Origin of the sequence: Methanothermobacter thermautotrophicus str. Delta H, from assembly GCF_000008645.1 — an archaeon.
Lineage (GTDB): Archaea > Methanobacteriota > Methanobacteria > Methanobacteriales > Methanothermobacteraceae > Methanothermobacter > Methanothermobacter thermautotrophicus.
Genome location: NC_000916.1, coordinates 1286903 through 1300149, shown reverse-complemented (window position 1 = coordinate 1300149; position 13247 = coordinate 1286903). Strand labels below are relative to the sequence as shown.

At 50.7% G+C, this 13247-nt stretch carries 12 protein-coding genes, 2 tRNA genes and 2 pseudogenes; 8 read left to right on the top strand and 8 right to left on the bottom strand.

Annotation, left to right across the window (positions count from 1 at the left end):
• Positions 1–171: 171 nt before the first annotated feature.
• From MTH_RS06870 to surE, 3 genes and pseudogenes are all read right to left on the bottom strand, one after another.
• Entirely contained in the window at positions 172–846 is a 675-nt protein-coding gene (locus tag MTH_RS06870; protein WP_010877047.1) for a hypothetical protein, read from the bottom strand.
• Positions 843–1157 carry a hypothetical protein gene (locus MTH_RS06865; protein WP_010877046.1) on the bottom strand — a complete coding sequence of 105 codons (315 nt, stop codon included), beginning with the start codon at positions 1155–1157 and terminating at the stop codon, positions 843–845. The genes MTH_RS06870 and MTH_RS06865 overlap by 4 nt, the downstream gene beginning before the upstream one ends.
• A gap of 166 nt (positions 1158–1323) precedes the next feature.
• A pseudogene (surE, locus tag MTH_RS06860) lies at positions 1324–2099 on the bottom strand (5'/3'-nucleotidase SurE).
• A 210-nt stretch (positions 2100–2309) separates the two neighbouring features.
• On the opposite strand from surE, the gene MTH_RS06855 reads away from it, so the two are divergent.
• Positions 2310–3074 carry a restriction endonuclease gene (locus tag MTH_RS06855; RefSeq protein WP_010877044.1) on the top strand — a complete coding sequence of 255 codons (765 nt, stop codon included), beginning with the start codon at positions 2310–2312 and terminating at the stop codon, positions 3072–3074.
• A gap of 81 nt (positions 3075–3155) precedes the next feature.
• On the opposite strand, the gene MTH_RS06850 is transcribed toward MTH_RS06855, so the two are convergent.
• The 3 genes from MTH_RS06850 to MTH_RS06840 form a co-directional block, all read right to left on the bottom strand.
• Positions 3156–3776, bottom strand: a complete 621-nt coding sequence (locus MTH_RS06850) for an NPXTG-anchored protein (RefSeq protein ID WP_010877043.1) — start codon at positions 3774–3776, stop codon at positions 3156–3158.
• Positions 3777–3993: 217 nt separating this feature from the next.
• Positions 3994–4065 (bottom strand) — tRNA-Val (locus tag MTH_RS06845).
• A 24-nt stretch (positions 4066–4089) separates the two neighbouring features.
• Positions 4090–4161, bottom strand: a tRNA-Val gene (locus MTH_RS06840).
• Between the two features lie 164 nt (positions 4162–4325).
• Here MTH_RS06840 and ilvE point away from each other — a divergent pair.
• Together ilvE and uppP are read left to right on the top strand one after the other, a co-directional pair.
• The gene (gene ilvE / locus MTH_RS06835; RefSeq protein ID WP_048061049.1) at positions 4326–5246 is read left to right on the top strand and encodes a branched-chain-amino-acid transaminase; all 921 of its coding nucleotides are present in this window, start codon (positions 4326–4328) and stop codon (positions 5244–5246) included.
• Between the two features lie 44 nt (positions 5247–5290).
• Positions 5291–6120 (top strand): annotated as a pseudogene (gene uppP, locus MTH_RS06830) (undecaprenyl-diphosphatase UppP).
• 112 nt (positions 6121–6232) lie between these two features.
• Here uppP and MTH_RS06825 read toward each other — a convergent pair.
• Positions 6233–6874 carry a hypothetical protein gene (locus MTH_RS06825; protein WP_010877039.1) on the bottom strand — a complete coding sequence of 214 codons (642 nt, stop codon included), beginning with the start codon at positions 6872–6874 and terminating at the stop codon, positions 6233–6235.
• 22 nt (positions 6875–6896) lie between these two features.
• Positions 6897–7970 carry a nicotinate mononucleotide-dependent phosphoribosyltransferase CobT gene (cobT, locus tag MTH_RS06820; protein WP_048061048.1) on the bottom strand — a complete coding sequence of 358 codons (1074 nt, stop codon included), beginning with the start codon at positions 7968–7970 and terminating at the stop codon, positions 6897–6899.
• A 94-nt stretch (positions 7971–8064) separates the two neighbouring features.
• Here cobT and MTH_RS06815 point away from each other — a divergent pair, with 94 nt between their 5' ends.
• From MTH_RS06815 to MTH_RS06795, 5 genes are all read left to right on the top strand, one after another.
• Complete coding sequence (locus MTH_RS06815) at positions 8065–9669, top strand: bifunctional N(6)-L-threonylcarbamoyladenine synthase/serine/threonine protein kinase (RefSeq protein ID WP_010877037.1); 1605 nt, start codon at positions 8065–8067, stop codon at positions 9667–9669.
• A gap of 62 nt (positions 9670–9731) precedes the next feature.
• Positions 9732–10295 carry an XTP/dITP diphosphatase gene (locus MTH_RS06810; protein WP_010877036.1) on the top strand — a complete coding sequence of 188 codons (564 nt, stop codon included), beginning with the start codon at positions 9732–9734 and terminating at the stop codon, positions 10293–10295.
• The gene (locus tag MTH_RS06805) at positions 10295–10696 is read left to right on the top strand and encodes a 30S ribosomal protein S15 (RefSeq protein WP_048061047.1); all 402 of its coding nucleotides are present in this window, start codon (positions 10295–10297) and stop codon (positions 10694–10696) included. Before MTH_RS06810 ends, MTH_RS06805 begins: the two co-directional genes overlap by 1 nt.
• On the top strand, positions 10662–12035 hold the full coding sequence (locus MTH_RS06800; protein ID WP_010877034.1) for a single-stranded-DNA-specific exonuclease RecJ: 1374 nt from the start codon (positions 10662–10664) through the stop codon (positions 12033–12035). Before MTH_RS06805 ends, MTH_RS06800 begins: the two co-directional genes overlap by 35 nt.
• Positions 12036–12062: 27 nt before the next feature.
• Positions 12063–13244 carry an aconitase X catalytic domain-containing protein gene (locus tag MTH_RS06795; protein ID WP_286708745.1) on the top strand — a complete coding sequence of 394 codons (1182 nt, stop codon included), beginning with the start codon at positions 12063–12065 and terminating at the stop codon, positions 13242–13244.
• The last annotated feature ends 3 nt before the right edge of the window (positions 13245–13247 follow it).

The window sequence follows — 13247 nt, the reverse complement described above, 5'->3', positions numbered from 1 at the left end:
TGGTGGTCCCTCCAGATATCACTTTCTTATGCGCCGGTGAAGCAGCGCCTTTGATATGCTGCTCCAGATATCACCTGATTATCAACTGGCTTTCTGAGTGCAGACTGTTGATCTCCGCCTGGAATCCGATCTCGACCGCGAAATTGCAGCTGCCAGAGAGGAATTCATGTTTTAAGGGGATGATATCTGATTTTTGATGTGCCTGAAAATCCCCCTGAATTGCTTCCAGTATATGTGTATGTGGATTAATGTTCCTATGACCATGAGGATTGCCAGTTCGGCGTGCCAGTAGGTAACCGATGGGTTAAGAGCCGTTTTTATGCCGAGGCGTATGAAGAGGAGGAGGAGAACCCCTGTGACTCCAGTCCCTGCATAGCCAGCTGTCAGGATTATATTCCAGATCCTCCTGTGCACTGATCCCCTGATAAGGCCCCTCCCCATCAGGTAGAGTGTGATCATATAAGCCGCGATCAGGATGAGGCTCAGGGGTATGAGATGATAATCTGTGGTGGGTTCCTCCACTGAGGGATGCTGCAGTGTTTCATCTGGAGCATCAACCCCTCCACTGTGACCTGAATCGTCTGAAGTCGCCGTGGAATCATCTGAGGTGCTCTGATCATTAGAGCTGTCCCGGGATGTATCATCAGAGGTGCTGTAGTCTGTGGTTGACTGTGAAAGGTCACATATCCCGTCTCCGTTAAGATCCGTGAACCTGGGGCACTGTCCGGGGTAGGGGTCATTCACAAGTCCATAGGGACAGGAAGCACCACATGCTACGCCAGCCGCCATGATACCTGCGAAGGGCAATACACCGGTTAGAGTCCTTAAAATTCTCCTGATTCTCATTTTCCCACCCCAACTATTCTCCTCAAACTCCCCCTGTAGCAGTGAAAGTGGAAAACTGTGAGGGGTATGAGCGCAATCCCGGCCTCCACGTGCCAGTAGAGCAGCTGCGGGTTGAGGTAAAATTTCACACCGGCTTCAGTAAGCAGCATGAGGACGAAGCCCCCAATTCCGGATATGATAAATGCCAGCAGTATTACGAGATTCCAGAGGTTCACATGAAGGGCCCTGCCTATAAAACCCGTCCTGTAGAGTAAATAGGTGACCATATAAAGTCCCGTGACGGGTATTGCCGGTAAAATACTGTATCCCATCCTGTTATCACCTTTAAGTTCTCTCTTTATAATGGATGGGTATGCCTCTTAAAAGAAATTTTTCCGGATTTAGACCCAGATCTCCACCAGATTCACAGGGATAAACAGGTCACGTTGAGACCTGGATGGCTGTGGATAAAAAATTTTTAAAAATCAGTTCCGGGCTCTAATCAAGCCAGCCCTCCATTGAGTCAGGGCCTGCTGTGCAGTCGAGTGATATGGGGGTGAGGGTGGCGGTGTTTTCAGCCTTAAGTGTGTGGACATCTGTACCCGGAAGTCTGTACCTGCAGGGTCACCATCTATCCAGTAGTATGGGCGTCCACGGGGATCCAGCCTTTTCTTTATGTGAACATTGTACATCCGGTCCCCCAGCCTCGTGATCCTTATCTCATCGCTTGCTGGATGAGATGGGACATTCAGATTCAGGAAGTCAACACCCTCCGGGAGTCCCCTCCTGAGTATCCTCGATGCAACCCTCCCTGTGAGTTCAGCTGCCAGTGAAAAGTCAACGTCAACATGTCCGTCATGGAACTTGATATCACCCCGTCTCACCTGGAGAGAAACTGCCAGGGATGGCACCCCATGCACTGCAGCCTCCATTGCCGCCCCTATTGTCCCTGATGTTGTCAGTTCTGATTTACCAAGGTTCTCACCCATATTTATCCCTGATATCACGAGGTCGGGCTTTTCATCCATAAGCTCGAATATCCCTATGATAACAGCGTCAGTGTGTGTCCCCGAAACAGCATAGGCCCCTGAGCCATCCCTGAGGGTGACCTCACTTACCCTCACAGGTTCAAAGAGTGTCAGCGCATGACCTATCCCGCTCTGCTGCGTGGCGGGGGCCACTATGATTGTCTCCCCAAGGTCCTCAACGGCCCTTCTTGCTGCAATGATGCCTGAAGAGTTAACTCCATCATCATTTGTTATAAGAATCTTCATTGCTGATCATCTTCCTCCATTTGAACTAAACTGATACCAATCATCATTATCTTATGCTCAATTATGTTAATCCTCGCCCTTATCTTCTTCTATGGATCCAAAAAACTGATGGTTGATCTTCATCAATAATCATCTCTATCTTTTTATAGTCTTTATATCAAATTTTAAGTATATCTTATAACATAGCTCTATTAAGTCTAACCCCGGCAGGTGGAAGAATTGAAGAAACAGAAACTGGTGGATTTTATTGCCAAGGTCATGGAGGATTCTGGTTTTAAGGTTTACAAGGACTTCAGGACCTCCCAGCATATAGTGGATATCTACGGAATTCTTCCAACCGCCCTCGGGGACATCGGGGTCGTTGTTGCCTGTAAGAATTATGATGAAAACTGGAAGGTTGGAATGGATGTTCTGAAGGAAATGGAAATGGCTGCAAAGACCCTCAAGGCATCCAAGGTCGTAATTGTAACGACATCTGATTTCTCATCCCAGGCAAGAAATTATGCTGTGAAGAGAAACATGAAGCTCATAGATAGGAAGGGCCTTATACGGATTGCAGAGGACTTCTCAAAGAAAATCCAGGTCCCTGAAGATGAGGATGAGGAGTACCCTGATGAGGAGGAGGTTGAGGTCTACACTCCCCCATCAAACATATTCCACACTGCACCCCAGAGGGGGGTTCTATCAAGAAGGGAGAGCCGCAAACCTCTGGCTCCAGTTATAAGGGGTCTGATGCAGAACACCATAATACTTATCCTGACAGTTGTTGCTGTGTCATTCATCATTGCGACCCTTCTGCAGCTTGCGGCTGGTCTCGGAACGAGCCTCACCGGTGTTTTGAAGCTGATGATCGCAGCAGCCCTATCCTATGGTATACCCTACCTCGTGGAGGAGGACGGTGCCGTTATAATGATAAAGGGTACGATAGTATTTTTCAGTTCACTCCTTCTCCTGGTCATCCTGATACTGATCTGATTCCCGTCACCAAAAAAACAGGTATCTGCAGTATATGTGCAATGGCAAAGCAACCTTGAATCAAAAAAATAAATTTTTGGGTTATCTTCTTGAGATAACCATTCCTGCTCCAAGTATGCCTATTCCAGCCACAAGTAAACCTGCTGCTGCGCCTGTCTCCTGCATTGGGACCATTCCTGCTCCAGCTGCTGGAACTTCCTGAGATTCCTTTATTATGATTGTTGCAGTATCATTATTGTTTGTGGTATTGAGGTCTGGCTGATCTCCTGAGATTGTTGCTGTGAACTGTGCGGACCCGGACGCCGTGGCCCTCTGGTGCACAACAAGTTTGTAGACCGCGCCCACAGGTAGGTTCCCGATGGTCCACCTGCTGGTCAATGGGTCGTAGGATGGATCATTGTAGATCCAGTTTGCCCCATTGTCCCATGAAACCTCATGTTCAAGGTACTCAAAGGGATACTGACTGCTCCTTGTTATATCGACCTTCACCCCGGTTGCATTTCCAGGGCCGAGGTTTGTGACTGCAACTCCCTCAAAGACCTCATCGCCAACGCTGGCAGTGGTTATAATGTTTTCATCAAGATCAAGGTATTCTGCGTCCACTGCAAGATCCGAATTTACCTGTAAGTTGTCATCAGTTTCCTGGGCAGCTGCAGCTCCCATGGCAAGGAAAATCATGGCAACCAAAAGAAATCTGTACATTTTTCACCCCCCCAAATTCTAACATCGGAAAAATAAATTCCAATGTACTGTTTGTTATTTATCTTTCATTGATAATATATATTGGTGGTGAATAATCAAAAGCACCGGTCCCTGGCAGTGCCTTAATAGTGCTGCCTCCAGGCCATATTCCTGTGAGCACTGAATGCATTAAATAAGTTTGAGAGTGGCGTGTGCCTCTGAAAAAATGAAAATCCAGTGGGCCGGACGAGATTCGAACTCGTGACCACCTCGGTGTGAGCGAGGTATCATACCCCTAGACCACCGGCCCCTCTGAAGCCCGAAGAATAATAAATGGGCCGGACGAGATTCGAACTCGTGACCACCTCGTTGTAAGCGAGGTATCATACCCCTAGACCACCGGCCCTCAGTGTGACTTTAAATTTTCACAATATATAAAGTTTTCCGGTTTGGGAGCATTGATATAAACCTCCGACCATAACATACCCCACTAAAGTTTTGCGGTTATGGAGAGCATTATATAGGCCTCCAACCATAACCTATCCTAGTAAATCACCTGAGGTTATTATCATGTCATGCGAAGCCAGTGGAAAGATATGGTTAAACGGTGAAATGGTTGAATGGGAAGAAGCCACCGTCCACGTACTCTCACATGTTGTGCATTATGGATCATCTGTCTTTGAGGGAATAAGGTGCTACAGGAACAGTAAGGGGTCAGCCATCTTCCGTTTGCGGGAGCATGTTAAACGCCTTTTTGATTCTGCAAAGATATACCGGATGGACATACCCTACACCCAGGAGCAGATATGTGATGCCATAGTTGAGACCGTCAGGGAGAACGGACTTGAGGAGTGCTATATAAGACCCGTGGTATTCAGGGGATACGGTGAGATGGGTGTTCACCCGGTGAACTGCCCAGTGGACGTCGCTGTGGCTGCCTGGGAATGGGGGGCCTATCTGGGTGCAGAGGCCCTTGAGGTTGGTGTCGATGCTGGTGTTTCAACCTGGCGGAGGATGGCACCAAACACAATGCCCAACATGGCAAAGGCCGGCGGTAACTACCTCAACTCACAGCTTGCCAAGATGGAGGCTGTGAGACACGGCTATGATGAGGCCATAATGCTGGACTACCATGGCTACATAAGTGAGGGTAGCGGGGAGAACATATTCCTCGTCAGTGAGGGTGAAATTTACACCCCCCCTGTTTCATCATCCCTTCTGAGGGGGATAACAAGGGACTCCGTAATAAAGATAGCCAGGACCGAGGGTGTTACCGTGCATGAGGAACCCATAACCAGGGAGATGCTCTACATCGCAGATGAGGCCTTCTTCACAGGTACAGCCGCAGAGATAACACCCATCAGATCAGTTGATGGTATAGAGATAGGTGCCGGGCGAAGGGGTCCCGTTACAAAGCTGCTGCAGGATGAGTTCTTCAGGATAATCAGGGCAGAGACAGAGGACAGCTTCGGATGGCTCACCTACATCTGATGATGAGGTTATAAGTGATAACTTATAAGTTAAAAGTGATGTTCATGGACGTTTTTCAGGCCATAGTCATTGGAACAGTGCAGGGTTTGACCGAATTCCTGCCAGTAAGCAGCTCAGGCCACCTGGTGCTGGTGCCGGAACTTATGGGTGTCAGCTCCAGCCTCGCATTCGACACCGTGCTGCATGTGGGCACACTGGTGGCTGTCATTGGATACTTCTGGAACGATATAGTTCACATGCTGGGGGCTTTCCTCTCAAGTCTGAGGGACATCCCGCAGGTAGATTCAGGAGGGGAATCATTGAGGACCCCTTCAAGAGGCTTGCCTGGATGGTGATCATCGGTACTGTGCCGGCCGGCCTTGCTGGTGTACTGTTCAAGGACTTCTTTGAGTCACTTTTCAGCAGTTTAACCGCCGTGGGATTCTTCCTGCTGGTCACAGGCTTTTTGCTGTGGGGATCAGAGAATATCAGCAGGCGTGTGAGGGAGAAGCTTCCAGTTGAAAAACTCGGTGTCAGGGAGTCACTCATAATAGGGTGTGCCCAGGCCCTTGCCATAGCACCCGGCATATCACGTTCAGGTGCAACAATCTCTGCGGGCCTGTTTCTCGGCTTTGAGAGGGAACTTGCAGCAAGGTACAGCTTCCTCCTCTCCATACCCGCGATACTGGGGGCCGCCCTCATCCAGATCAAGGACATTGGGGCCGGAATGAACCTCCTCGGTGCCAGCATGGTTGCAGGGTTTGCTGCAGCGGCTGTGTCAGGTTACATAGCCATAAAGTTCCTCCTTAAACTCATAAAGGAGAGGGACCTCTACATATTCGCCTACTACTGCTGGGCACTGGGTATCATGATCCTTGCAGCCGCCCTCATCTAATGGTGAAGCTGTATCCGCACCACCTTTTTTATTCAAAGCTCTTCGTTTTGTTAAAGCAGATGCATAAAGGTTAAAGGGTTTCAGATACCAGAGCTCCTGAATCGATTAAAAATCAGAGTTCCACAGAGAATACATGGGTATAGAAGTATCTCCATGATACCGGTCCATGGGTGAGGTTATAAACCCACCAGGTGCTCCAGAAGACCTCCAGAATTGCTGCAATGGCGAATAAAAGTATTATAAGTGGGATAAGGTATGCAAGGTTCTCCCTGAGGGCTGTGACGAGAGGTCCTCTGGACCTGTGCTGGATGGTCCCAAGGAGGGACCTCACAAATACAAGGGCTGCCTGAAGTGAAAGTAGGCACCCTGTGACCTCAAGGTGCAGGTGCAGTGTCCCCGCATAGATCAGGAGCCCCCTGACACCCCACCCCACCAGAAGGTTATGTAAGAGGGCCCCTGCAAGGACGAAAATCTTAAGAACAGGATAAAATGTTGCCAGGGAGAAGATGAAGACTGTAACCTGGGTTATGTTTGATATGAATATCCAGAAGGCAGTTGCTAACAGGTAATCGATGAACTGCTCCCTGAGACCAGGGAACGTGAAGAAGTGGACCACCATGTCCCCTGTGAGGAACCCATAGGCCAGTGGTCTTCCCGAGGCATCCAGTACAAAGCCAAGAAGGTAGAGTGCCATTGCAAAGGCAAGAATTCCAGGGTGTGGGATGATGCCATCCCAGCGGGACCCTGAAGTCATCTGGAACCTCCATTAAAGGATTTCAGGCCAGTATTGTATTGCAGAGTTCCTCGATACGCTCCCTCACCATTTCAACGGGTATGCCATGGAGAAGTGCCAGTAGCATGGCGCCGCCGGCCCCAACACCCTCCTTCACAGAACCGTTGAGGTACTCATGGAGCCCCCTGTGCGAGGCAGACCCGAAGTCAGGGTCAACCACATAGATGTCAATATCACCTATCTGCTCTGCTATCCTGTTTATATCGGAGGTGCTGTCCTCGGCAACGAATATGGTCGTTGCAATTGCTGTATCTGAAAAGTCGAAGTCCGGGTCAATGGCCCTCATAAGGGCGCAGACCGCTGTCATCTGGGTACCACCTGCAAGGGTCACCGGTACAGTGCTGCCCATGCATATCCCTGCAACCGCAGGTATCATGGGGTCCCCCACTGCCTCCACTGCCCTGAAGGGTTCCCTGGAGCAGTCCCCCTTCTCGATCCCTGCATTACTGAGTCCTGCCATCACAACCTCCCTCTTGAGGTCATGTGGGTTGTGGGGCATGCTGGCGCTGACCCTGAAATCAGCATCATATCCCAGGGCCGTTAAAACGCCCAGGGCAGTTGTTGTACCTGCCGGTGTGCTCTCACCCACCACCAGATGCTCTGTGAGGGAGGAGAGGGTCCTTCCAACCATCAAACCCCTCTCATATATCCTTTGAGGTTCGGTGACCGCCCTCCCTGTCCTTATATCACCTCCGGGTTCGGAGTTAATGTTTATATAGGGAACATCGGGTTTAACCGAGGCGCCTGCATCGGCGACCATGAAGGGGACCTCTGCAAGTTCCAGGGCCGCCTTGGTTATCACAGCCGGTGTGGGGGCTGCCTCCCCCTCCACGATGGTCTGGGGTATCTCAGGAAGACACCTGGGGGCATCATGAACTATGAGTTCAACATCAGCTGCTGGAGTGTACTCTGTGAGTTCGGGGCTTGCTCCTGCCCCTGTTATTCCCGGGATTCTTGATGTCTCGGTTGTTGCAACGGCGCAGATGAACAGGGAATCCCTGTCAGTAACACCTTCAAGGTAATTGCCGGAACCATAGATCTTCAGTCCATCAAACATTTCCATTCACCTTTCCAACGATACAATAGTTATAACCGGAGATACATAAATTAGTTACACTCCAGAAGGAGCAGGGTCACAGGTGGTTAATTAAATGTTGTGTCTTGGTATAGAGGGAACTGCAGAGAAGACAGGTGTTGGTATCGTCGATGAGGCTGGAAACGTCCTATCACTGCGGGGAAAGCCACTTATACCTGAAAAGGGAGGTATACATCCCAGGGAGGCTGCTGAACACCATGCAAAATGGATACCCCGTCTCATTGCTGAGGCATGCCGTGATGCAGGTGTTGAACTCGGGGAAATAGGACTGATATCGTTTTCGAGGGGTCCGGGCCTTGGACCAGCCCTCAGGACCGTTGCAACAGCAGCTAGAACACTCGCACTTTCACTTGATGTTCCGATAGTTGGTGTTAACCACTGCATAGGTCACATAGAGATAGGCCGGCTCACCACAGGGGCCAGTGACCCTGTTTCACTCTATGTGAGCGGCGGGAACACCCAGGTCATAGCCTTCAACGAGGGAAGGTACCGTGTCTTCGGTGAAACCCTCGACATAGCCGTCGGTAACATGCTCGACCAGTTTGCAAGGGAATCTGGTCTGGGACACCCGGGCGGTCCGGTCATTGAGCAGCTTGCATTGAAGGCCTCAGAGTACATTGAACTTCCCTACAGCGTTAAGGGGATGGATATATCCTTCTCAGGGCTTCTAACGGCTGCTTTAAGAAAAATGGAGGCTGGTGCAAGCCTTGAGGATCTGGCTTACAGCATCCAGGAGACAGCGTTTTCCATGCTGGTGGAGGTTACAGAGCGGGCCCTGGCATACACAGAAAAGAATCAGGTCCTCCTCTGTGGTGGAGTGGCTGTTAACAGGCGTCTGAGGGATATGCTGAGGGAGATGTGCCAGGAGCACCACGTGGAATTCCACATGCCTCCCCCTGAGTACTGTGGTGATAACGGTGCGATGATTGCCTGGCTCGGTCAGCTCGTCTACAAGTACAGGGGGCCGGATGCCCTGGAGGACACCACGGTGGTGCAGCGTTACCGGACCGATGAGGTGGATGTCCCCTGGATGAGGGAATCAGAGGCAGGAATAGAGCTCCCCCCTGACATCCTGGCCAAGGGTGCCGAGGCAAATATCTACAGGGGCCAGTGGATTGGGAGGCCCTGCATAATAAAGGAGAGGATATCCAAGGGTTACAGAATACCTGAAATTGATCAGAAGCTCAGGTCATCCAGGACCCGGAGGGAGGCCAGGCTCATCAACCAGGCCAAGGGCGCCGGTGTGCACACACCAGTACTGTTCGATGTCGACCCTGATGGAGGGGTTATGGTCATGGAGGAGGTTCGCGGCACCCCATTCAGGGACGCTGTTGAGGATACAGAGCTCTGTTCAAGGATCGGTGAGGCCATAGGGAGGCTCCATCACGCGGGTATAATACACGGGGATCTCACAGGATCCAACATAATCATCAGGGGGGGTGATGTGGTCTTCATAGACTTTGGACTTGGGAGGTTCTCAGATGAAATCGAGGATATGGGTGTGGATCTCCTTGTCCTCAAAAAGTCCCTTGAAAGCACCCACTACGCCCTGGCCGGCGAGTGTTTCAGCAGGGTCCTTGAGGGGTACGGTAAGATAATAGATGCTGACATCCAGTCAAAGATAAGGGAGATAGAGTCCCGGGGAAGATACACTGACTGAGCTCAGAATTAATATCCACACGATACTAAACCCCCTGAATATACTGACTGAGGAGGTTCATCATGAAGGTAACATTTATAACCGGTAATAAACACAAGTTATCTGAGGCAGAGAAGATATTCCATGGTACTGGAATAGAACTGATGCATGCTGATCTGGGCTACCCGGAACTTCAGGGAACACTTGAGGAGGTGGCCCGTTACGGTGCAGAACATGCTGCCAGGATCATGGATGGTCCTGTGATCGTTGAGGACGCAGGACTGTTTATAAGGGCTCTTAAATGGTTTCCAGGACCCTATTCTGCCTATGTACAGGATACCATAGGAAACCGTGGCATATTAAAGCTCATGGAAAATGTTGAAGATCGCTACGCCGAGTTCAGGTCGGCTGTTGGGTTCTGCACCCCCAACTCCGAACCCGAGGTTTTTTTAGGCGTGGTGAAGGGACGTATAGGTACTGAGGAGCGCGGAACAATGGGTTTCGCCTTCGACCCGTTATTCTATCCTGAAGGGATGGATAAAAGCTTCGGAGAACTCAGTACCTCAGAGAAGAACAGGTTTTCGCATCGAAGCAGGGCCCTTAAAAAATTTGCAGAATGGTACATTGAAAATTATGAGGTGATTTGATGTCTCTAAAACCTGATTGGGTTGAATACTCAAATGAAGAAATAGAGGATCTTATAGTCAAACTATACAGGGAGGGTAACTCCACCAGCAAAATAGGTATAATACTGAGGGACCAGCACGGCATACCCAGCGTAAAGGCCGTTACAGGGCTTAAAATAACACAGATACTTGAGAAGCATGAAATGAAACCTGAATACCCTGAGGACCTCATGAATCTCATAAGGAAGGCTGTTAACATAAGGGATCATCTTAAGGAACACCCAAAGGACCTCCACACAAGGAGGGGCCTTCAGATCGTTGAATCAAAGATAAGGCGCCTTGTCAGGTACTATGTGAGAGAAGGTGTCCTTCCTGAAGGATGGAGATATGACCCACAGAAAGCAGCCCTCCTCGTCAAGTAAACTCCCCGACTCAATTCTCAAGAGGGGTGCAGAGGCCTCAAAGGTCCTTGAGGAGCACCTTGAAAGGGGAAACATAATAAGGATCATCTCGCACAACGACGCAGATGGTCTATCAGCCGCAGGAGTTGTTGCAAGGGCCATTTCATCCATGAATGGTCAGTTCCACATCTCCATCCTCTCGAGGCTGAAGAAGGAGTTCATTAAGAAATTGTCGGGAGAGAAATACTCCCTATTCTTTTTCTGTGATATGGGAAGCGCCTACCTTGAGGAGATATCCCGCCTGAAGGGTGATGTCATCGTCGCTGATCATCATCAGCCCTCTGAATCCGAGGCAGGACCCCATGTTGTTCACATAAACCCTCATCTGCATGGTCTTGATGGTAGCAGGGACCTCAGTGCATCTGGAACGGCCTACCTGGCCACGAGACTCCTTAACAGAAAGACCGCCCCCCTTGCCCTTGTGGGTGCCCTGGGGGACATGCAGTACACTGACGGATTCACCGGTGCAAACAGGTTCATCATGGAGGAGGCTGTTGAAGAGGGTGTCCTTCAGGTCCACAGTGACCTCAAGCTGGCATCAAGGTACACCGAGCCCCTTTACCGTTCCATTGCATACACCTTCAACCCGGCCCTGCCTGGCCTCACCGGGGATATGGAGGCTTCTATGGGCTTCCTTGAGAATATAGGCGTATCCTATGGCGTTAAATATCCTGACCTGTCCCCTGAGGAGAGGGATGTTCTGAGGGATGAACTTACAAGGATAAACCCTGAGATATTCGGAGAGGTATTCACGAGCAGGGAATTCCGGAATATAGGTGACCTCTCTGACATTGCAGGGGTGCTTGATGCCTGTGGAAAGAACCGTAAATATGGCATAGGAATCGGACTGTGCCTTGGTGAAAGGGAAGGTGCCCTTGATGTGGCCCTCGAGCTCCAGAAGAACTACCGTGAGGAGCTTGTGAAGGGCCTTGCATGGATAAGGAGGGAGGGCTCCACCACCCTGGAGAACCTGCAGTACATCTACAGTGAGGATAAGGCCTTCAAGGGGATCATGGGGACCATAGCAAGCATATCACTCTCCCTCAAAATTCTTGACCCTGACATCCCCCTCCTCGGACTTTCACGGATGGATCAGCACGTTAAGGTATCTGCAAGGACAACCAGGCCAGCTGTTGAAAGGGGTGTTAACCTCGGGGTTGCCCTCAGGGATGCCGCCGCAAGTTTTGGTGGTACCGGGGGAGGACATGATATAGCGGCCGGGGCGATGGTGCCCTACAGGGATATGGAGAGTTTTCTGCAGCTTGTTGATGAGATACTGGGGACCCAGACCGGTCCCTGAAGAGACACCATGTGTGGGGTTGGAAAAGTGTACCTTGATAGGACAGAAGAGAGGATGTATGATGGTGAATTCGGTGAGACAGTCCAGCAGAGTATGGAGATACTTGTTGCCCTGGGTGATATCTATGGTGCTGAGAGGATGGTTGACATATCCTCTGCCCAGGTTTCAGGGGTATCCTACAAGACAATAGGGGACGCCGGTCTTGAATACCTGGAGGACCTCCGTGCCAGGGGTGCCGGAGTGAAGGTTGCAAGTACCCTTAACCCTGCGGGGATGGACCTCCAGAGATGGAGGGAAATGGGATTCTCAGAGGAATTCGCCAGGAGACAGATAAGGATAGTGGAGGCATACTCTGCCATGGATGTCATGAACACCTGCACCTGCACCCCCTACCTCATAGGGAACGTCCCCCTGAGGGGCTCCCATGTTGCCTGGTCAGAGTCCTCTGCAGTTTCCTATGCCAACTCTGTTCTGGGAGCCAGGACCAACCGTGAGGGTGGTCCAGGGGCCCTTGCAGCCGCCATATGCGGTAAGACCCCGGAGTATGGTTACCATCTCCAGGAGAACCGGAGGGCCACCCTGAGGGTTGATGTTGAATGTGAACTCTCGGGCTCGGATTACGGGGCCCTGGGTTACATTACAGGAAAAATTGCCGGTGAGGGTGTCCCATATTTCACTTTCACTGGCCATCCATCGGCTGATGACCTCAAAGCCCTTGGGGCTGCCATGGCGTCGTCCGGTGCGGTTGCACTCTACCATGTTGATGGGGTGACACCCGAGTACATGGAAGCCTCTCCTGATGAAGCAGGGGATAGCATTACGGTTGATGCCGGGGATATACTGGAGGCAAGGGAGGAGCTGTCCACCACTGATGATGATCCTGACCTCATATGCCTGGGGTGCCCGCACTGTTCCCTGGATGAGATCCGGAGGATAGCCTCATTTTTAAGGAAAAATAAGCCTGCCTGTGACCTCTGGGTGTGCACCTCTGCTGCCATAGGAAGTGCTGCCAGCAGGATGGGCTACACAGACGTTATAGAGGCAGCAGGTGGGATGGTTGTATCTGACACCTGCATGGTGGTTGCACCTGTGGAGGATCTTGGCTATGAGGTCCTTGGTGTTGACTCTGCCAAGGCCGCCAACTATGTCCCTGGTATGTGTGGCCTTGATGCCGTCTATGATGACTGGATGAACCTCATCAGACCTTAAAAG

Bases quoted from the DNA above. Each gene is read 5' to 3' on its own strand.
- MTH_RS06870 (WP_010877047.1), bottom strand. From the start codon at position 846: ATGAGAATCAGGAGAATTTTAAGGACTCTAACCGGTGTATTGCCCTTC.
- MTH_RS06865 (WP_010877046.1), bottom strand. From the start codon at position 1,157: ATGGGATACAGTATTTTACCGGCAATACCCGTCACGGGACTTTATATG.
- MTH_RS06850 (WP_010877043.1), bottom strand. From the start codon at position 3,776: ATGTACAGATTTCTTTTGGTTGCCATGATTTTCCTTGCCATGGGAGCT.
- ilvE (WP_048061049.1), top strand. From the start codon at position 4,326: ATGTCATGCGAAGCCAGTGGAAAGATATGGTTAAACGGTGAAATGGTT.
- MTH_RS06825 (WP_010877039.1), bottom strand. From the start codon at position 6,874: ATGACTTCAGGGTCCCGCTGGGATGGCATCATCCCACACCCTGGAATT.
- cobT (WP_048061048.1), bottom strand. From the start codon at position 7,970: ATGTTTGATGGACTGAAGATCTATGGTTCCGGCAATTACCTTGAAGGT.
- MTH_RS06815 (WP_010877037.1), top strand. From the start codon at position 8,065: ATGTTGTGTCTTGGTATAGAGGGAACTGCAGAGAAGACAGGTGTTGGT.
- MTH_RS06810 (WP_010877036.1), top strand. From the start codon at position 9,732: ATGAAGGTAACATTTATAACCGGTAATAAACACAAGTTATCTGAGGCA.
- MTH_RS06805 (WP_048061047.1), top strand. From the start codon at position 10,295: ATGTCTCTAAAACCTGATTGGGTTGAATACTCAAATGAAGAAATAGAG.
- MTH_RS06800 (WP_010877034.1), top strand. From the start codon at position 10,662: ATGACCCACAGAAAGCAGCCCTCCTCGTCAAGTAAACTCCCCGACTCA.